Origin of the sequence: Arthrobacter rhombi, assembly GCF_039526245.1 — a bacterium.
Classification (GTDB): Bacteria; Actinomycetota; Actinomycetes; order Actinomycetales; family Micrococcaceae; genus Arthrobacter_H; species Arthrobacter_H rhombi.
In genome coordinates this window covers 209,602-227,803 of the sequence record NZ_BAAAIV010000003.1, presented here as the reverse complement: position 1 = coordinate 227,803, position 18,202 = coordinate 209,602, and the positions used below count along the sequence as shown (strand labels likewise).

Annotated in this window: 16 protein-coding genes; 9 read left to right on the top strand and 7 right to left on the bottom strand. The window is 66.5% G+C overall.

Annotated features, from left to right (window positions below; genetic code table 11):
- Positions 1-141: 141 nt before the first annotated feature.
- Genes ABD088_RS02070 through ABD088_RS02060 form a run of 3 tightly spaced genes read right to left on the bottom strand, consistent with a single transcriptional unit; the run spans position 142 to position 2,946 of the window.
- Positions 142-1,431 carry a TRAP transporter large permease gene (locus ABD088_RS02070; RefSeq protein WP_343899753.1) on the bottom strand — a complete coding sequence of 430 codons (1,290 nt, stop codon included), beginning with the start codon at positions 1,429-1,431 and terminating at the stop codon, positions 142-144.
- Position 1,432: 1 nt separating this feature from the next.
- Entirely contained in the window at positions 1,433-1,939 is a 507-nt protein-coding gene (locus ABD088_RS02065) for a TRAP transporter small permease (protein ID WP_343899752.1), read from the bottom strand.
- A complete protein-coding gene (locus tag ABD088_RS02060) occupies positions 1,936-2,946 on the bottom strand; it encodes a TRAP transporter substrate-binding protein (RefSeq protein ID WP_343899751.1) in 1,011 nt (336 codons plus the stop codon). Before ABD088_RS02060 ends, ABD088_RS02065 begins: the two co-directional genes overlap by 4 nt.
- 179 nt (positions 2,947-3,125) lie before the next feature.
- Between ABD088_RS02060 and ABD088_RS02055 the strand changes: the two genes are divergently transcribed.
- The 5 genes from ABD088_RS02055 to ABD088_RS02035 are packed head-to-tail and all read left to right on the top strand — an operon-like array spanning position 3,126 to position 8,859.
- Positions 3,126-4,142, top strand: coding sequence for a LacI family DNA-binding transcriptional regulator (locus ABD088_RS02055; protein WP_343899750.1), 1,017 nt, complete (start codon positions 3,126-3,128; stop codon positions 4,140-4,142).
- A 54-nt stretch (positions 4,143-4,196) separates the two neighbouring features.
- A complete protein-coding gene (gene uxaC, locus ABD088_RS02050; protein ID WP_343899749.1) occupies positions 4,197-5,606 on the top strand; it encodes a glucuronate isomerase in 1,410 nt (469 codons plus the stop codon).
- On the top strand, positions 5,603-7,051 hold the full coding sequence (locus tag ABD088_RS02045; RefSeq protein WP_343899748.1) for a mannitol dehydrogenase family protein: 1,449 nt from the start codon (positions 5,603-5,605) through the stop codon (positions 7,049-7,051). The genes uxaC and ABD088_RS02045 overlap by 4 nt, the downstream gene beginning before the upstream one ends.
- A gap of 27 nt (positions 7,052-7,078) precedes the next feature.
- Positions 7,079-8,308: a D-mannonate dehydratase ManD gene (gene manD / locus ABD088_RS02040; RefSeq protein ID WP_343899747.1), complete on the top strand. Its 1,230-nt coding sequence runs from the start codon at positions 7,079-7,081 to the stop codon at positions 8,306-8,308.
- On the top strand, positions 8,305-8,859 hold the full coding sequence (locus ABD088_RS02035) for a gluconokinase (RefSeq protein WP_343899745.1): 555 nt from the start codon (positions 8,305-8,307) through the stop codon (positions 8,857-8,859). Before manD ends, ABD088_RS02035 begins: the two co-directional genes overlap by 4 nt.
- On the opposite strand, the gene ABD088_RS02030 is transcribed toward ABD088_RS02035, so the two are convergent.
- The 3 genes from ABD088_RS02030 to ABD088_RS02020 all read right to left on the bottom strand — a co-directional run bounded on the left by ABD088_RS02030 (position 8,850) and on the right by ABD088_RS02020 (position 12,004).
- Complete coding sequence (locus tag ABD088_RS02030) at positions 8,850-9,641, bottom strand: HAD-IIA family hydrolase (RefSeq protein ID WP_343899743.1); 792 nt, start codon at positions 9,639-9,641, stop codon at positions 8,850-8,852. The genes ABD088_RS02035 and ABD088_RS02030 overlap by 10 nt on opposite strands.
- A gap of 56 nt (positions 9,642-9,697) precedes the next feature.
- Positions 9,698-10,744 (bottom strand): magnesium and cobalt transport protein CorA, encoded by a 1,047-nt coding sequence (locus tag ABD088_RS02025; protein WP_343899742.1) that lies wholly within the window; start codon positions 10,742-10,744, stop codon positions 9,698-9,700.
- 66 nt (positions 10,745-10,810) lie between these two features.
- A complete protein-coding gene (locus ABD088_RS02020) occupies positions 10,811-12,004 on the bottom strand; it encodes a TerC family protein (RefSeq protein ID WP_343899741.1) in 1,194 nt (397 codons plus the stop codon).
- A gap of 191 nt (positions 12,005-12,195) precedes the next feature.
- Here ABD088_RS02020 and ABD088_RS02015 point away from each other — a divergent pair, with 191 nt between their 5' ends.
- Positions 12,196-12,888, top strand: coding sequence for a TrmH family RNA methyltransferase (locus ABD088_RS02015; RefSeq protein ID WP_372710722.1), 693 nt, complete (start codon positions 12,196-12,198; stop codon positions 12,886-12,888).
- Positions 12,889-12,975: 87 nt separating this feature from the next.
- On the opposite strand, the gene ABD088_RS02010 is transcribed toward ABD088_RS02015, so the two are convergent.
- Positions 12,976-15,003 carry a PhoX family protein gene (locus tag ABD088_RS02010; RefSeq protein WP_343899850.1) on the bottom strand — a complete coding sequence of 676 codons (2,028 nt, stop codon included), beginning with the start codon at positions 15,001-15,003 and terminating at the stop codon, positions 12,976-12,978.
- A gap of 266 nt (positions 15,004-15,269) precedes the next feature.
- On the opposite strand from ABD088_RS02010, the gene ABD088_RS02005 reads away from it, so the two are divergent.
- From ABD088_RS02005 to ABD088_RS01995, 3 genes are all read left to right on the top strand, one after another.
- Positions 15,270-16,625, top strand: coding sequence for a lipase family protein (locus ABD088_RS02005; protein ID WP_343899740.1), 1,356 nt, complete (start codon positions 15,270-15,272; stop codon positions 16,623-16,625).
- 95 nt (positions 16,626-16,720) lie between these two features.
- A complete protein-coding gene (fbaA, locus tag ABD088_RS02000) occupies positions 16,721-17,743 on the top strand; it encodes a class II fructose-bisphosphate aldolase (protein WP_343899739.1) in 1,023 nt (340 codons plus the stop codon).
- A gap of 2 nt (positions 17,744-17,745) precedes the next feature.
- Entirely contained in the window at positions 17,746-18,168 is a 423-nt protein-coding gene (locus tag ABD088_RS01995) for a DUF3151 domain-containing protein (protein ID WP_343899737.1), read from the top strand.
- Positions 18,169-18,202 lie beyond the last annotated feature (34 nt).

The following is an 18,202-nucleotide window of genomic DNA, read 5'->3' as shown; positions in this document are numbered from 1 at the left end:
CTAGGGCGATCCGTGGATGCGAGGCAAGCCGGGTGGGATCCGGGGGTGCCGGCCGATCCGGGGCTCACCGCCAACGCAAGACCTCCGCAGGCGAGGGTGCCTGCGGAGGTCTCGGGTCGTGCTGCCGGGAAGCGGGCCCCGTTACGGTCCGGTCAGTCCCAGGAGCTCCGGAAGCCACATCGACAGCTGCGGAATGAACGCCACGATGAAGAGCATGACGATCAGCGCAATGAAGAACGGCACCAGCGACTTGATCACCGGTTCCACGCGCAGCTTGGCGATCTTCGCACCGACGAACAGCACGTTGCCGACCGGCGGGATGATCGTTCCCAAGCAGAGGTTGAACGTGACCATGATGCCGAAGTGGATCGGATCCACGCCGAACTCCGTGACGATCGGCAGGAAGATCGGCACGAAGATCAGGATGGCCGGCGTCGGATCCATGAACGTGCCGACGATCAGCAGGATGATCGACGGGTTGCCGGTCAGGCCCAGCAACGCATTGGAGATCGCCGCAGGGATGCCGGAGAAGGCCATGACCCACGCCATGATCGTCGAGACGCCCACCAGGAGCATCACGATCGACGTGGTGCGGGTTGCGTCCAGGACGATGGACGGCAGGTCCTTGACCTTCACGGCACGGTAGGCGAATCCGAGGATCAGGCAGTACACGACGGCGATGGCCGCCGACTCCGTCGGGGTGAAGATGCCGGCCAGGATGCCTCCGATCACCACGACGATCATGAGGATCGAGGGCACTGCGCGCCAGAGGGTGAGCAGGGCCAGCTTCAGCGGCACCCGCTCCGTGACGCCGACGCCCGGGTGGCGACGGACATACAGCCAGACGATGAACATGCAGGCCACCGCCCACAGGATGCCCGGGATGTAGCCGGCAACGAACAAGGTCGCGATCGAGGTGCTGGAGACCAGCGAGTACACGATGAGGGTGTTGCTCGGCGGGATCAGCATGCCCGACGGGGCCGAGGCGACGTTGACCGCCGCAGAGAAGTTCCGGTCGTACCCTTCCTTGGCCTGCCGCGGTCCGATCACGCCGCCGACCGCTGCTGCCGAGGCCACTGCGGCACCGGACACCGAGCCGAAGAGCGCGTTGGCCACGACGTTGGTCTGCGCCAGCGAACCGGGCATGCGCCCGACCAGGACCTTGGCGGCGTCGATCAGCCGACCGGCGATACCGCCGTTGTTCATCAGCACGCCGGCGAGGATGAAGAACGGAATCGCCAGCAGGGCAAACGAGTTCACCCCGGTGAACATGCGCTGGGCGGCGACGAACGAGGCCTTTTCCATGCCGATGACCGCAGCCACGGCAACGAAGGCGGAGAACCCAACGGCAACCGCGATCGGTACGCGGGCCAACAGCAGGACGGCGATGCCGACCACCAGGACTATTCCTGCAACAAGTGCTGCATCCATCTCAGACCGCCTCCCTGATTTCTTCGTCGTCGCTGGGCAGGCCGCGGCCATGGAAGGCCTCGACGATGTGGAAGATCGAGTAGAACGTCATGATCAGGCCCGAGATGGGCAACGCCAGGTACATGGTGCCGATGTTCACCGGCAGTCCGGAGACCTTCTGCGACCACGTCAGGTCGACGCCGCGGAGTCCGCCCCACACGAGGATCAACACGGCGAACGCGAGGATGACGACGTTGACCGTGATCTCCATGCCGCGGGTGCCGTTGACCCGGACCAGCCGGGTCAGGAAGTCGACGGCGATGTGCTCCTTTTCGGAGAACACCCAGGCCGATCCGAACAAGGCCAGCCAGACGAAGAGGTACTGGGCCACCGACGTGGTCCAGGTGGCCGGGGACTGGACGACTTGGCGGCTGAAGACCTGCCACACGACGACCAGGACGAGGGCCACGAAGAGGACGATGCACAGCCAGCGCAATGCCACATCGAGCGAATTCTTGATGGCGGTCACTGGTTGGCCTCCTGGATGGCGTCGTAGAGTTCGCGGTCGGCCGGGCTCTTCAGGGAGCCCTTGACCACGGGAGCGAGCGCCTTGTCGAAGGCGGCCTTGTCGACGTCGTTGAACTTGGTGCCCGAATCCTTGGCCTGCTGGATGGCCTCGGCCGTGTCCTTTTTCCACAATTTGGTGTGCTCGGTCATCGTCTTGGACCACTCGGCGTCGAAGATCTTGCGGTCTTCGGGGGTCATGCCGTTGTAGGTCTCGGAGTTGATGAGCATGTAGTCAAGGCCGACCAGGTGGCGGGTGCGTGCAACGTATTTGGCCACCTCGTTGTGGTGCTGGGTGACATAGGAGATCTCATTGTTCTCGGCGCCGTCGAGTACCCCGGACTGCAGCGCGGTGTAGACCTCGCCGTAGGACATCGGGGTGGCGGAACCGCCCATCGCGTTGACCATCTTGATGTGTACGTCCGATTCCTGGACGCGGATCTTCATGCCGTGCAGGTCGGCGGGCTTCTTGATGGGCCCGGTGACCGTGTAGAGGTTCCGGTCACCCTGGGTCAGACCGCCCAGGACCGTGAGGTGCTTGGACCCCTCGAGCGAGGTGAACAGGTCGCCGACGATCGACTTGTCCTTGATCACCGACATCTGGTGGTCGATGCTCTTGAACGTGGTCGGCAGATTCAGCACGCCGAAGTGCGGGTTGAGGTTCTCGAGTTGGGTCCCGGAGGCCACTGCCATGTCGACGGAACCGTCACTGACGAGCTGGATGACCTCCTGCTGGGCCCCGAGCGTCTCATTGGGATAGACCTTCACATCCCAGCGACCGCCAGTGGCGGCCTTGAGCCGTTCACCAAAATCCGTGAGGGCGATATAGGACGGGTGTGTTTCGGACTGGTTGAGCGAAAGCACCAGCGTCTTGCCGGTCTCGGCCTTGCCCGACACACCTGAACTGCAGGCGGTGGTAGCCAGCAACAAGGCCAGCCCCACGGCGCACAGACGCAGGAAGCGCATCTTCATTCGGATCACTACTTTCTGGCCGGTGGGCGCCGTGCGTCCACCTCCGCGCCCTGGACGCGGCGGACCGGCCTCATTGACGGTACATAAGCATGATGTCCGCCACATGGACGGGAAAGCGACTAGTTGCCATCAGTTGCCACGGGGTTCACGTCCCCGGGCGCATGCAGCAAGATAGTTGCATGGCCCCCACTCCGGATTCCCCGAAACCGGCGACAATCTACGATGTTGCGCGTCAGGCAGGGGTCGCCGCATCCACGGTCTCCCGTGCCTTCGCCCGTCCCGGGCGGGTCAGTTTTGCCACCGCCGAAAAGATCCGTGCCGTTGCCGCGGAGCTCGGCTACCGCTCCGTCGATGTCCGGCGGACCATGGCGGAGGGCCGGGAACGGCACGGCACCATTGCGCTGGTGATCGCCGATATCTCAAACCCCGTCTTTTTCGACATGATCCGCGGAGCCGAAGAGGAAGCCGCCAAGAACGGCTACACGATGCTCCTGGCACATACGCGGGAGTCCGGAGTCATCGAACGTGAGGCCATTGAACGCGTCATGGGCATTGTCGATGGGATCGTGCTCAGCAGTTCCCGGATGTCCGACGCCGCCATTCGCGCCATGGCCAAGCAAAAGCCCACCCTGGTGATGAACCGCGGCGTCAGCGGGGTCGCGAGCGTCGTGACCGATAACGCCCGGGGTATGCGTCGGGTCGTGGAACACCTGGGAGAACTCGGCCATCGCGACATCGCCTACCTCGCCGGTCCGGAGGCCTCCTGGGCGCATGGCATGCGCTGGCGCAGCCTCAAGGAAGGTGCCCTGGAGCTGGGTTTGCGGGTCAACCTCGTGGAATGCCCGGAACCAACTCGTGATGGGGGTGGGACCGTGGCGGAGCAGGTCCTGAGCAGCGGAGTGACCGCTGTGGTGGGATACAACGACCAGCTGGCCGTGGGGTTCATGCGGCGGGCACAGGCCACCGGTTTCGATGTCCCCGGGGACGTGAGTGTGATCGGCTTCGACAACTCGGTGGTCGCCGAACTGGCCCATCCCGGACTCACCACCGTGGCCGCACCCCTGCACGCCCTCGGTTCCGCGGCCGTGCGCAACCTCCTGGTCCTGTCCCAGGGAGGCGTCCATGTCCCAGCCCGGCCCGTGGTGTTGCCGACACGTCTGGTCGTGCGGGCCTCGACGGGGCACCCGCGCATGTGAGGCAATACATGGCAACTTGTTGCCAAGTGGGGGCGTGGATCCGACGATGGAATCATGCCTTCTTCCATAGCCAACCACCCCGACCGGTTGCTTCCGGCAGATCCCGGCGTGCGCGAAGTTGCCCGTCGTCTCCACAGCGTTGTGGAGTCGCTGCCCATCCTTTCCCCGCACGGTCATGTGGACGCCGCCGTCATCGCCGACGACCTGCCCTTCCCCGACCCGACGGCCATGCTGATCAGCCCCGATCACTACGTCACGCGGCTCATGCACGCTGCGGGGGTCCCGCTGGAAAACCAGCGGGTCGGTGGCAGTACCGGAGCCTCGCCGCGCGAAACCTGGCGGACGTTCTGCAGGAATTGGCCCCTGTATGACGGCACGGCGTCAGGATATTGGCTGCGCCAGGAATTCGTCGAAGTCTTCGGCATCGATGATCTGGACATCCGCGAAGAGACCGCCGACGCGGTCTACGACACGTTGCAGCAGAAGATCGACGACCCGGGGTTCCGGCCCCGCGCGCTGATGGACCAGTTCGGCATCGAGGTCATGGCCACCACCGATGACCCCCTGGCTGACCTGGCAGCCCACGACGCGTTGGCCGTCGACAGCACGTTCGCCCCCCGCGTCCTGCCGACGTTCCGGCCCGACGCCTACACGAAGTTCTGGGTCGACGGCTTCGCCGCCAGTGCCGACCGGCTCATCCAGGCCGCCGGTGACGGTGCGACCGGCTACGACGGCTACCTGGCCGCCGTGGCCAACCGCCGTCGCTACTTCGCCGAGCACGGCGCCGTGTCGTCGGACCACGGAACGCACAACGCCAACACGCTCAAGCTGGGCCGCGATGAAGCCGCCCACCTCTTCGATAAGGGCCTGGCTGGAACGGCCACCTTCGCCGAGGGCCTGGCCTTCGAGGCACACATGATGTACCAGCAGGCGGCCATGGCACTGGACGACGGCCTGGTCATGACCATGCATGCCGGCGTGCACCGCAACACCCATCCGGGGACCCTGGAGCGTTTCGGGCCCGACACCGGACATGACATCCCCTTCGCCGTCGATTTCTCCACCGGTCTGCAGCCGCTGCTGGCCGATTTCGGCACCGCCGAGGGGTTCCATTTCATCCCCTTCACCATTGATGAGACGGTCTTCTCCCGCGAAATCGCCCCGCTGGCCGGGTTCTTCCCCGCGGTCTTCGTTGGCGCCCCTTGGTGGTTCCTCGACGCCCCGGACGCCATGCTGCGCTTCCGCTCGGCGGTGACCGAAACCACTGGCTTCTCCCGCTCCTCAGGTTTCATCGACGACACCCGGGCGTTCTGCTCCATCCCTGCACGCCACGATGCCTCCCGCCGCACGGAAGCGGCCTTCCTGGCCCGCCTCGTGGCCGAGCACCGGCTCACCGAGGAACGCGCCGCAGAGGTCATCGTCGACCTGGTCGATGCCTCACCTCGACGGGCGTTCAAGCTGTGAGCGCCAGGGAATCGGCGACGCGTCCGCTGAACGCGACCACCTACGACGCCGGTGCACGCCCCACGGTACGCATCGTCCACCTTGGACTGGGCGCCTTCCACCGCGCCCACCAGGCCTGGTACACCGAACGGGCCGAAGACGGCTGGGGGATTGCCGCCTTCACCGGCCGCAGCCCCGAAGCGGCGCGGCAACTGGCCGCACAGGACGGGCTCTACACGCTGGTCGAACGTGCCGCCGATGACGACCGCCACGAGGTCATCGGCGCCGAGGTTCAGGCCCACGACGGTGCCGACCTCCAGACCCTCGCCGCCCTGCTGGCCCACCCCGATATCGCCATCGTGACGCTGACCGTCACCGAGGCCGGTTACCGCTTGGCGCCCGGCGCCGCGGGGCAGGGCCCCCGGCTGGACACCACCGACGCGTTCGTCGCCACCGACGTCACCGCCCTGCGTGCCAACTACGAGGGCTCGAACTTCACCCTGGGAACCGGCCGGCTCGACGGGCGCATCGTGCGGACCACCGCCGGACGCCTGCTCGTCGGCTTGGCGGCCCGCCGCGCCGCCGACGGATGGCCCATCGCCATCGTCTCCTGCGACAACCTGCCCGGCAACGGGGCAGCGGCCCGTGCCTCGGTTCTGGACCTGGCCGAACTGGTCGACCCCCTGCTCGCCGCGTGGATCTGCGCCAACGTCTCGTTCGTGGACAGCTCCATCGACAGGATCACCCCGCGGACCACCGACGCCGACCGCGCGTCCGTGGCCGAAGCCACCGGGTACGACGACGTGGCCCCGGTGGTCACCGAGCCCTTCTCCTCCTGGGTGCTCTCCGGCGATTTCCCCGCGGGACGCCCGGCCTGGGAGAACGCCGGTGCGGTGTTCGTCGAGGACCTCGAACCCTATGAGCGACGCAAGCTGTGGCTGCTCAACGGCGCGCATTCACTCATGGCCTATGCCGGCGCCCTGCGGGGCCACGCCACCGTGTCCGAGGCGCTGGCGGACGATCGGGTCTCGGCCTGGGTCGAGGAGTTCTGGGACGCCGCGGCCCGCCACCTGCAGGACCCGGAGCTGGACATCCCCGGCTATCGGGCCGCCCTGCGTGTGCGCTTCGCCAACCCACGGATCGCGCACCACCTGGCCCAGATCGGCATGGACGGCTCGCTGAAGCTGGCCGCCCGGGCCGTGCCGGTCTACCGCGCCGAGCGGGACGCGGGCCGCGACGGAACCGCAGCCCTGCGTCTGCTGGCCGCGTGGATGGACCGCGTCGACGCCCAGCTCGCCGCCGGCGAGGACATCCATGACCCCGCCGCCGGTTCCATGGCCGAGGCGGGGCATGCCACCGGCATCGACCAGACAGCAGCGCTGCTGGCCATCGTCGACGCGGCCCTGGCCTCCGACTCCGACGCCGTCTCCGCCGTCTGTGCCCTGCGCGGCACCTTCACCGACTGACCACGTTCCCCGAAAGGACCACACCCCATGAAGATCACCCAAGCCGAAGTGTTCGTGACCAGCCCGTCACGCAACTTCGTCACCCTGCGCGTCGAAACCGATGAAGGTTTCGTGGGCATCGGCGACGCCACGGTCAACGGCCGTGAACTCGCCGTGGCCAGCTACCTGAAGGACCACGTCGCCCAGCTGCTCATCGGCAAGGACCCGCATCGCATCGAGGACACCTGGCAGTTCCTCTACCGGTCCTCTTATTGGCGCCGCGGCCCGATCACCATGGCAGCCATCGCCGCCGTCGACATGGCCCTGTGGGACATCAAGGGCAAGGTCGCCAACCTGCCGGTCTACCAGCTGCTCGGCGGCGCATCCCGCCGCGGACTGCGCGCCTACGGCCACGCTTCCGGCACCGACATCCCGCAGCTCTTCGACTCCATCCGCGAGCACCTGGAGCTGGGCTACAAGTCCATCCGCGTCCAGACCGCGATCCCCGGCATCAAGGCCGTCTACGGTGTCGCCGCGCAGACCCAGGCCTCCGGCGAACGCTACGACTACGAGCCCGCCGGCCGCGGCGCGTTCCCGCAGGAAGAGGACTGGGACACCCGCGCCTACCTGCGCCACCTGCCCACCGTCTTCGAGGCCGTGCGGAACGAGTTCGGCCCCGAGATCCCGCTGCTGCACGACGGCCACCACCGCATGACGCCCATCCAGGCCGCCAAGCTGGGCAAGTCGTTGGAACCCTACGACCTCTTCTGGCTCGAGGACTGCACCCCTGCGGAAAACCAGGAGGGGCTGCGGCTGGTCCGCCAGCACACCACCACCCCGCTGGCCATCGGCGAGATCTTCAACACCGTGTGGGACTTCCAGCAGATCATCAAGGAACAGCTCATCGACTACGTGCGCGCCGCGTCCACCCACTTCGGCGGGATCTCCCCGCTCAAGAAGGTCATGGACTACGCCGCCCAGTACCAGATCAAGTCCGGCTTCCACGGCCCCACGGACATCTCCCCGATCGGCTTCGCCGCCCAGCTCCACGTCGGACTCGCGATCCACAACTACGGCATCCAGGAGTACATGCAGCACTCCGACGCCACCAACGAGGTCTTCCACCAGTCGATGACCTTCACCGACGGGTACCTGCACCCGGGTGACGCCCCCGGCATCGGTGTCGAGTTCGACGTCGAGGCAGCCGCCAAGTTCCCCTACCAGCAGGCCTACCTGCCCTACAATCGGCTCATTGACGGAACGGTCCACGACTGGTGAGCGAGGCGACGGTGGAACCAGTGGAACAGAGCACGACGGCGATGACCGGAGACCGCGTGGTCGTCATGGGGGTCTCGGGCAGCGGCAAGACAACGGTCGGGGAACTGCTGGCCGTGGAACTCGACGGCGTCTACGTCGACGGGGATGCCCTGCATCCGGCGGCCAACATCGAGAAGATGGCCGCCGGGACCCCGCTGGATGACGACGACCGAGAACCCTGGCTGCGCGAGATCGGCGCCGAGCTCGGCGAAGCCGCGGCCGCGGGCCGGACCCTGGTCATCGGCTGCTCCGCGCTGAAGCGCTCCTACCGGGATCTCATCCGTGCCGCGGCCCCGGATGCCCGGTTCGTGCACCTGCACGGCACCGAGGAGCTGTTGCGTGAGCGCATGCAGGTGCGGCCGGGCCATTTCATGCCGGCCAGCCTGCTGGATTCCCAGTTGGCCACGCTGGAGGACCTCGGTGACGACGAGGCCGGACGCGTTTTCGACATTGCCGACAGCCCGGAACAGCTGGCCGCCGCCGCGGCGGCCTGGCTGGGGTCCTACATCTGATCCAACAGTTCGGCCACCGACGGGTAGACGGCGTCGGGGCGGAAGGGGAAGCGCTGGATGTCGGCCGGCTGGGTGATGCCGGTGTGGACCAGGACCGTGTAGAGGCCCGCTTCCATGCCGGCGACGATGTCGGTGTCCATCCGGTCCCCGATCATCGCCGTCGTCTCCGAGTGGGCCTCGATGCGGTTCAGGGCCGAGCGGAACATCATCGGGTTCGGCTTGCCGACCACGTAGGGCTGCCGGTTCACCGCGGCGGTGATCAGGGCCGCCACCGACCCGGTGGCCGGCAGCAGGCCCTCGGGGGACGGGCCCGTGGCATCGGGGTTCGTGGTGATGAACCGCGCGCCGTTGGAGATCAGCCGGATCGCCTGGGTGATGGCCTCGAACGAGTAGGTGCGGGTTTCACCGAGCACCACGAAATCGGGGTTCCGCTCCGTGAGAATGAAACCGGCGTCGTGCAGGGCAGTGGTCAGGCCCGCTTCGCCGATCACGAACGCCTTGCCGCCCGGGGCCTGGCGCCGCAGGAATTCGGCGGTGGCCATGGCCGAGGTCCAGATGTTCTCCTCCGGGACGACCAGCCCGGAGGACTCCAACCGCGAACAGAGATCGCGCGGGGTGTAGATCGAGTTGTTGGTCAGCACCAGGAAGCGCTTGGAGGTGGCGACCCAGCGTTCGATCATCTCGGCGGCCCCGGGGATGGCGCGCTCCTCGTGCACCAGCACGCCGTCCATGTCGGTGAGCCAGCATTCGATGTCTGCGGGGGTACGTTCGTCGTGTTTCATCTCAGCCTCTTCTGCCGGGTGGCTCTGCTTGGTCCTGGGTTCACGCTATCGCGGTCCTACAACCATTTGTTGTGCTTGAACACCACATACAGTCCGACGCTCAGCCCGAGCATGAGGACCAGCGCCGCCGGGTACCCCCAGACGAAGGCGAGTTCCGGCATGTTGTGGAAGTTCATGCCGTAGATGCTGCCGATCAGGCTGGGGGCGAAGAGGATCGCTGCCCAGGAGGAGATCTTCTTCATCTGCTCGTTCTGCGAGACCCCGGCCTCGGCCGCCTGCTGGGAGACCAACGTGGAGCTCAGGGAGAGCGCGTTGGCCAGCAGGGACCGGAAGGAGGCGATGCGTTCGGAGACCCGGATGGCGTGGTCCTGGACGTCGACCATCCGGTGGTCCAGCTCCATGATCCCGGGGTCCTCCGTGCCCTGGCGGGCGGATCGTTCGATGCCCTCGATCGGCTGCCCTCCGCCCAGATCACGGCGCAGCACGGTCAGGATGCGCTCCAACGGCAACGTCGCGCGTTGCAGTTCGATGACCTCGCGGGAGAGTTCGTAGATGCGCCGCGAGACATTCGGGTTGCCGGAGAAGAGCTGGTCGTCGATCTCGTCGATGTCGTTGGACAGCCCGTCGACGACTGGCTCGTACTCGTCGACGACCTGGTCGACCACGGCGTAGAGCACCGCGCGGGGGCCCAGGGCCAGCAGCTCGGGTTCCTCCTGTTCCATCCGGTGCCTGACCTTGGAGAGATCGGGGGATTCGGCGTGCCTGACGGTGACGACGAAATCCTCACCGATGTAGACGTGCAGTTCGCCGAATTCGACCTTCTCCACGTCATCCAGGTACCGGGCCGGACGCAACACCAGCAGCGAGTGGTCGCCGTAGTGGTCCAACTTGGCGCGTTGGTGGCCCTTCAGGGTGTCCTCGACGGCCAGGGAATGCAGCCCCAGCTCGTCGGCCACGGCCTGCAGTTCCGCCTCGCTGGGACGGTACAGGCCCAGCCAGGCCATGCCGGAGTGCTCACGCATCCGCTGCACGGTGTGACCCAACTGTGCCGGATCCTGCACCCGGTGTCCGTTGACGTAGATCCCGTTATCGACAATGGCCATGACCACCTCCAGACGCACCAGTCTGCCACCACGGCGGCGAGTCGACGCCATGCCGGCGGCCCGGGGTCAGCGGGTCGCGGTCCCGAGCTCGTCGTGGCGTGCGTGCACCTCGGCGACCTGGGCCCGGATGGCCTCGACGTTCTTGGCCTTGTTCCGGTACTTCGGCTCCATCGCCTCGATTCCCTGTTCTTCCTCGAGGAGCAGCCGGTAGATCCGCTCGCGCTCCCCGGGATCCTCCGTGTAGCCGAGGTCCAGGTAGTTCTTCGCGTGGCGGCGGGCGTTGTTGATCGCGGTCTGGGCCTTGCCCGTGGGGGAGACCAGGGAGGCGATGACCGTGATGACCAGGATGCCGATGATGACCACCAGCGAGAAGCCCGTGGAAATCTCCACGACGCTGACGTGCCCGCCGTCGTTGATGAACGGCAGGTTGTTCTCATGCAGTGCGTGCAGGAACAGCTTGACGCCGATGAACGCCAGGATCCCGGCCAGCCCGATGGACAGGTAGATCAGCCGGTCCAGCAGCCCGTCCAGCAGGAAGTACAGCTGGCGCAAGCCCATCAGCGAGAACGCCGTGGCGGTGAAGACGATGTAGACGTTCTGGGTCAGCCCGTAGATGGCCGGGATCGAGTCGAGAGCGAACAGGATGTCGGTCCCGCCGATGGCGACCATGACCAGCAGCATGGGGGTCAGCGCCTTCTTGCCGTTGACCACGGTGAAGAGCTTGTCGCCGTCGTAGTCATCGGAGGTGTGCAGGAAGCGCTGGGCGATGCGGATGATGAAGTTGTTCGCCTGGTCGTCCTCGTGGCCGCCGGGTTTGAGCAGGTTCCCGGCGGTGAGCAGCAGGATCAGCCCGAAGATGTAGAAGATCCACGACCAGGCGTTGATCAGTGCGGCCCCGGCAAAGATGAAGCCCGTCCGGGCGATGAGCGCGAAGATGATGCCGAACAGCAGCACCTTCTGCTGGTCCTCGCGGGGGACCTTGAAGCTGGCGATGATCACCAGGAACACGAAGAGGTTGTCCACCGACAAGGCCTTTTCCGTGATGTAGCCGGCAAAGTACTCACCGCCCATGGTCCCGCCGCCGAACACCAGCACCGCGATGCCGAAGAGCACGGCGATGCCGACGTAGATGGAGGACCAGATGGCAGCTTCCTTCAGCTGCGGCACATGGGCCTTGCGGATGTGGAAGAAGTAGTCGAAGGCCAGCAGGCCGAGGATGACGGCGATGGTCGCCAGCCAAATCCAGAGGGGAACGGTCACGGGTGGTCCTTTGCATGATGCAGTCGGGCCGCGAGTCTCTCCACCGGCTCCACCTGGAAGCCGTCCGCCTCGGCCGGCGGGGTTGCGGAACCCTGCGTGTTGACGACCTCGGCGCGGGGGGATACTCCCTCACGTTTTCTCCCAGTCTACCGAACCGCACGCCGACGGCGCCAGCAGACTACGCTGGCACGGTGGACGAACCAGCACCCCGGCCCGAGGCCGCAGCACCCGAGGCACCCCTTCCCGACCGCGCGGCCCCCGAGGCCACTGTCCCCGAAGTGGGCCTGGGCCCCTGGGAGGGCGAATGGCCCGCGGGGGACCAGTGGGATCCGGTGCTGCTGCGCGACGGGGACCGCCGCAATGTCGCCGACAAATACCGCTACTGGCTGCACGAGGCCATCGTCGCCGATCTGGACACGCGCCGCCACGACTTCCACATCGCCATCGAGAACTGGCAGCACGACATGAACATCGGCACCGTGGTGCGCACCGCCAACGCCTTCTTGGCCAAGGAGGTCCACATCATCGGACGCCGGCGCTGGAACCGCCGGGGGGCGATGGTCACCGACCGCTACCAGCATGTGCGCCACCACCCGACCGTCGCTGACTTCACCGCCTGGGCGACGGGGGAGGGGCTGGAGATCATCGGGATCGACATCTTCCCCGACTCCGAGCAGCTGGAGACCTACGACCTGCCGCGCAACTGCGTGCTGGTCTTCGGCCAGGAGGGCCCCGGGTTGAGCGATGAGGTGCATGCTGCGGCGAAGACCACGTTGAGCATCGAGCAGTTCGGCTCCACCCGGTCCATCAACGCAGCGTCCGCCGCGGCCATCGCCATGCACGCCTGGATCCGCCGGCACGTCTTCTCCCAGCCTGCCGGCTGACGACTGACTGGACCAAGTACGACGCCGGTGCCTCCTGTGGTTCACAGGAGGCACCGGCGTCGTTTTCGGTTCTAGTGGGGAGCGGGCCTACTTCGTGGCGTAGACCTGCACGATGGCTGGGCGCGGGGCCCTGACCTCGCCGGCTGCCGGGCGTGCCTCGGAGGGCACGTAGTCCGGGAAGTACGAGTGGATCTCGGTGAACGACCCTTCCTCGCCCGGGTGCTGGACGGCGACGAACACCATCGACTCGTCGTCGTGGATGACCGGACCGCAGGTCTCCGCGTCACGCGGCACCGAGAGGAACTGCTCGACCTTGCCGCGGTTCTTGCCGTCGACGGTGACCTTGAACAGGCCATCGTTGTAGCCGATGCCGTCCGGGGCGCCGTCGGTGGAGATCCACAGGTTGCCCTCGCTGTCGAAGGCGACGTTGTCCGGGCAGGAGATCGGGGAGACCTGGTCGGCGGGGAAGCCGCTGAAGTAGGTCGCGTCGCCCTGCGCCGCATCGCCACAGAGCATCAGCAGGTCCCAGTTGAAGCGGGTGGAGGTGTGGTCCCCGCGGCGCTCGGTGATCTCCACGATGTGCCCGTCGCGGTTTTCGGTGCGCGGGTTGGCCTCGTCGGCCTTCGCGTTGGCGCCCACGCCGCGGTTGGAGTTGTTGGTGCAGGCCACGTAGATCTTGCCGGACTTCAGGCTCGGCTCCACGTCCTCACAACGGTCCATCTTCGTGGCGCCGACCTCGTCGGCGGCCAGGCGGGTGAAGACGAGGACCTGCTCGACGCTCATGCCCTTCACGCGTGACTTGCCGTCTTCCACCAGCGGGATCCACTGGCCCGAGCCGTCGAACTTCCCGTCCGAGGGGACATCGCCCGAGCCGTCGATCTCGGCCTCCGAGGTACCCGCGAAGCGGGCGACGAACAGGTCGCCCTCGGTCAGCAGGGTCATGTTGTGGCGGCGGTCGTGCTTGCGGTACTTGCGCTTGGACACGAACTTGTAGAGGTAGTCGAACCGCTCGTCATCGCCCATGTAGGCCACCACGTGCCCGTTGTCGGCGACGATGACATTGGCGCCCTCGTGCTTGAACCGGCCCAGGCTGGTGTGCTTGACCGGCGTGGAGTTCGGGTTTTCCGGGTCGATCTCCACGATGTAGCCGAAGCGGTGCGGCTCGTTGGCGAAGTCCTGGCCGCGGGCGTCGAAGCGCGGGTCCTCGCGCTCCCAGCCCATGGCCGTCGCCTTGTTCTCCAGGCCGTAGCGCTTGTCCTCGGTCGAGGTGCCTGCCGTGCGGAAGAACCCGTTGAAGTTCTCCTCGCCGGAGAGGATCGTGCCCCACGGGGTGGTGCCACCGGAGCAGTTGCCCAGCGTGCCTTCGACGAAGCGGCCGCGGCGGTCACGCTTGGTCTTGAGCAGGTCCGAGCCCATGGCCGGGCCGGTCAGCTCGAACTCGGTGTCCAGCGTGATCCTGCGGTTTTTGTGGGCGCCGCGGACGTAGTCCCAGGGCTGGCCGCGGTCCTTGCGCTTCAGCTCCACGACACTCAGGCCGACCGCGCTGCGGAAGATGTTGCGTCGCTGGCGTTCCTCGGCGGCGTTGGCCGGCGCGGCGGGGAACATGATCTCCGGGTTCACGTACTCGTGGTTGCACACGAGGACGCCCTTCTTGCCGTTCTTGGACCGGATGATGTCGGTGTAGTCGTTGTTGTAGCCGAACTGCAGGGCCTGGGCCTTGGGCGTCTGGTGATCGAAGTCGAACTCCGGGGACCGGTTGAACAGGGGGTCGCCCCAACGCAGCAACGGCGCCCATTCGAAGCCCTCGGGAACGTCGAAGACGTCGACCTTGGCGTCGACCGGCTTGATGGCGTCGAAGGCCAGCTTGCCGGGCCGGTGCTTCTTGGCCGGAACGCCTGCGGCTGCTGCCGGATCCGCACCGCCGACGGCGACGACCGCGGCGGCCAACGCTCCGGCGGCACCCACTCCGAGTGCGGAACGACGGGAGAACTCCGCCGAGGCGATGTCACGGAAGTAGCTGTTCGACGAAGTGTTGCAGACGGCCTTGGAGCAGGCGTTGTCACACTTCAGCGCGCAGGTCACGGGGCTGCGCTTGCCGCGCGTATGTCCGAGCATGGGCAGGAATGTCTGGGTATCGGCGTTCACGAGGGGCCTTCCATCGGTGGTGCGGGATCGGGACCACCCTGTCAGGCCCGGCTGAATCCCCGGGGCCACGGAGTTTAACGCCCCGTGAACGGATGGAGTTCGACCAGGGGTTCCCCTGGGCCGGTTTGTGACTTATCGTGTGATGCGGATCACTTGTTACTGGGTGGTAATAACTGGATCGGGTGAGGGCGCCTTCGGGTGGCGCCGGACCGCGATCCCCTCGCAAAGGAGCGAACATGACCCCTCCCCGCCACGTCCAGACCCCGGTGCGCCGACGGCTTCGAATGGCATTGTCCTGTGTGGCCGCCTCCACGCTGCTGCTCTCCGGGACCGGCGTGGCCGTCGCGGCGCCGGCCGGATCATCCGGCGCCGATCTTTCCTCCCTCGAGAATTCGGATGCAGCCAGCAGTGGTGATGTCCAACGGCAGGAGGCCCTGGGCAAGTTGGCCCAAACGGTCGACACCGATTTCTACCTCCCGCCGGCCACGCTTCCCGCGGGCAACGGAACGCCAGTGCGCAGTGAACCGGCCGACTTCTTCCTCGACCCGATCAAGCTCATCCGCCCGAACGCGACCGCCACGCGCATCATGTACAAGTCCACCGACGTGCACAACCAACCGATGGCAGTGACCGGTACGGTCCTGGTGCCGCAGAAGGCCTGGAGTGGCACGGGACCCCGACCAGTCATCGGCTACGCCGTGGGGACGCAAGGCGTGGCAGATAAATGCGCTCCGTCGCGCCAGATGGGTGTCGGCCAGGAATACGAAGGTCCGGTGATGTCCGCGTTGCTGGATGCAGGCTATGCGCTGTCCATCACCGACTATGAGGGGTTGGGAACCCCCGGCAAGCACACCTACATGGGGCGCGTTTCCCAGGGGCACGCGGTGATCGACTCGGTGCGCGCGGCGCAGCAGCTGGGTGTGGAGGGCATCGACGCCAAGAACCCCGTCGCCTTCGTCGGGTACTCGCAGGGTGGCGGAGCCAGCGCATCGGCCGCTGAACTGGCTGCGGACTATGCGCCGTCGCTGAACCTCAAGGGCGCCTACGCCGGTGCCGTTCCCGCTGATCTGGTCGACGTCGCCAAGAACCTCGACCGGGGTCTCTACACCACCTTCCTGATGTACGCGGCTTCGGGCCTCGGCGCCACCGATGCCGCCCTCGATCCGTCCGCCTACCTCAATGCCCAGGGGATGAAGGAGCTCGAGGGGGCCGAGGGTGACTGCACCCTGCAGGCGCTGGGAAAGCACGCGTTCCTGAACACGGCGGACCTGACGAAATCCGGGGAGCCCCTGGAATCCGTCCTGGGTGAGGGCAAGCTCAAGGCAGTGGTCGACGACCAGAAGATCGGCAACGGCCGCAAGCCGTCAGTTCCCGTGCTGCTCTCCCACAGCCTGCTCGACGACGTGATCCCCTACAAGACCGGACGCAATCTGGCCAAGCGCTGGTGCGATCAGGGCACCAACGTCTCGTGGGATGCGACAGCAGGTCCGACCCACATCGGTGGCTACGTGGCCGCGTTGCCCGCAACCATGTTCTTCCTGAAGCAGCGGTTTGCCGGGAAGAGCCAGCTGTCCAGCTGCTGGCGGATCTAAGGGCGTCATCTGCGGGTGTGGCGTTGATCGCATGTCGGTAGGATGGGCCGTAGCCAACGATGTCTACTCCCTGCCCAACTCATGAAGGAGTCAGCATGCCTCTTGCAACCCCCGAGAAGTACAACGCCATGATCGACGCGGCGAAGGCGGACGGCTACGCCTTCCCCGCGGTGAACGTGACGTCCTCGCAGACCCTGAACGCCGCCATCCGTGGCTTCGCCGAGGCCGAGTCCGACGGCATCATCCAGGTCTCGACCGGAGGCGCGGCCTACTGGTCGGGTTCCTCGGTCAAGGACATGGTGGTCGGCTCGCTGGGCTTCGCCGCCTTCGCGAAGGAAGTGGCCAAGAGCTACGGCGTTAACATCGCCCTGCACACCGACCACTGCCCGGCGGACAAGCTCGAGGGTTTCGTGCTGCCGCTGCTGGCCGCTTCCGAGGCCGAGGTGAAGGCCGGGCGCGACCCGATCTTCAACTCCCACATGTGGGACGGCTCGGCCGAAACCCTCGAGGAGAACCTGCGGATCGCCGCCGAGCTGCTGCCGCGCTCGGCAGCGGCCAAGCAGATCCTCGAGGTGGAGATCGGAACCGTCGGTGGTGAAGAGGACGGCGTGGAGAACGCCATCAACGACAAGCTCTACACCACCGTCGGCGACGCGATGGCGACCATCGACGCACTCGGTGCCGGTGAGAACGGCCGGTACATCACGGCGCTGACCTTCGGCAACGTGCACGGTGTCTACAAGCCCGGTGGGGTGAAGCTGCGCCCGGAGATCCTCAAGGACATCCAGGCCCAGGTCGGCGCGAAGCTGGGCAAGGACAAGCCCTTCGACCTGGTCTTCCATGGTGGATCCGGTTCCTCCGAGCAGGAGATCGCCGACGCCGTCTCCTATGGCGTGATCAAGATGAACATCGACACGGACACGCAGTACGCGTTCACCCGTCCGGTGGCCGGACACATGCTCGCCAACTACGACGGCGTGTTGAAGATCGACGGCGAAGTGGGCAACAAGAAGACCTATGACCCGCGGGTCTGGGGTGCTTCCGCTGAGACCGGCATGGCGGCTCGCATCGTCGAAGCCGCCCAGCGTCTGGGCTCCGCCGGAAGGAGCCTGAAGTAACCATGAGCGACGCACTCGGACGCAACCTCCTCGGCATTCCCGAGACCCTGCTGACCCCGGACGAAGAGGTCGACACACGCCTTGCCGCCGGTGACGAACCGGTCGATGTCGTGGCCCAGTACCCGGCCTCGTCACTGGCCTGGTCGCTTCTGGCCGACGAGGCCTACGACGACGGCCGCACGGTGGAGTCCTACGCCTATGCACGCGTGGGCTACCACCGCGGACTGGACGCCCTGCGCCACGCCGGATGGCGCGGCCAGGGCCCGGTGCCGTACTCGCACGAACCCAACCGTGGCTTCCTGCGCTCGCTGTACGCGTTGCAGCGGGCCGCAGCCGCCATCGGCGAGGCCAGCGAGGTCGACCGGATCGGCAAGTTCCTCAACGACTCGGATCCGACGGCAGCGGAGCAAATCGCCGCAGGATAGTAGTTCCGGCCGCCCACGCCGTGCGCGTGGATGG

Bases quoted from the DNA above. Each gene is read 5' to 3' on its own strand.
- ABD088_RS02070 (WP_343899753.1), bottom strand. From the start codon at position 1,431: ATGGATGCAGCACTTGTTGCAGGAATAGTCCTGGTGGTCGGCATCGCC.
- ABD088_RS02060 (WP_343899751.1), bottom strand. From the start codon at position 2,946: ATGAAGATGCGCTTCCTGCGTCTGTGCGCCGTGGGGCTGGCCTTGTTG.
- ABD088_RS02055 (WP_343899750.1), top strand. From the start codon at position 3,126: ATGGCCCCCACTCCGGATTCCCCGAAACCGGCGACAATCTACGATGTT.
- uxaC (WP_343899749.1), top strand. From the start codon at position 4,197: ATGCCTTCTTCCATAGCCAACCACCCCGACCGGTTGCTTCCGGCAGAT.
- manD (WP_343899747.1), top strand. From the start codon at position 7,079: ATGAAGATCACCCAAGCCGAAGTGTTCGTGACCAGCCCGTCACGCAAC.
- ABD088_RS02030 (WP_343899743.1), bottom strand. From the start codon at position 9,641: ATGAAACACGACGAACGTACCCCCGCAGACATCGAATGCTGGCTCACC.
- ABD088_RS02025 (WP_343899742.1), bottom strand. From the start codon at position 10,744: ATGGCCATTGTCGATAACGGGATCTACGTCAACGGACACCGGGTGCAG.
- ABD088_RS02010 (WP_343899850.1), bottom strand. From the start codon at position 15,003: ATGCTCGGACATACGCGCGGCAAGCGCAGCCCCGTGACCTGCGCGCTG.
- ABD088_RS02005 (WP_343899740.1), top strand. From the start codon at position 15,270: ATGACCCCTCCCCGCCACGTCCAGACCCCGGTGCGCCGACGGCTTCGA.
- fbaA (WP_343899739.1), top strand. From the start codon at position 16,721: ATGCCTCTTGCAACCCCCGAGAAGTACAACGCCATGATCGACGCGGCG.
- ABD088_RS01995 (WP_343899737.1), top strand. From the start codon at position 17,746: ATGAGCGACGCACTCGGACGCAACCTCCTCGGCATTCCCGAGACCCTG.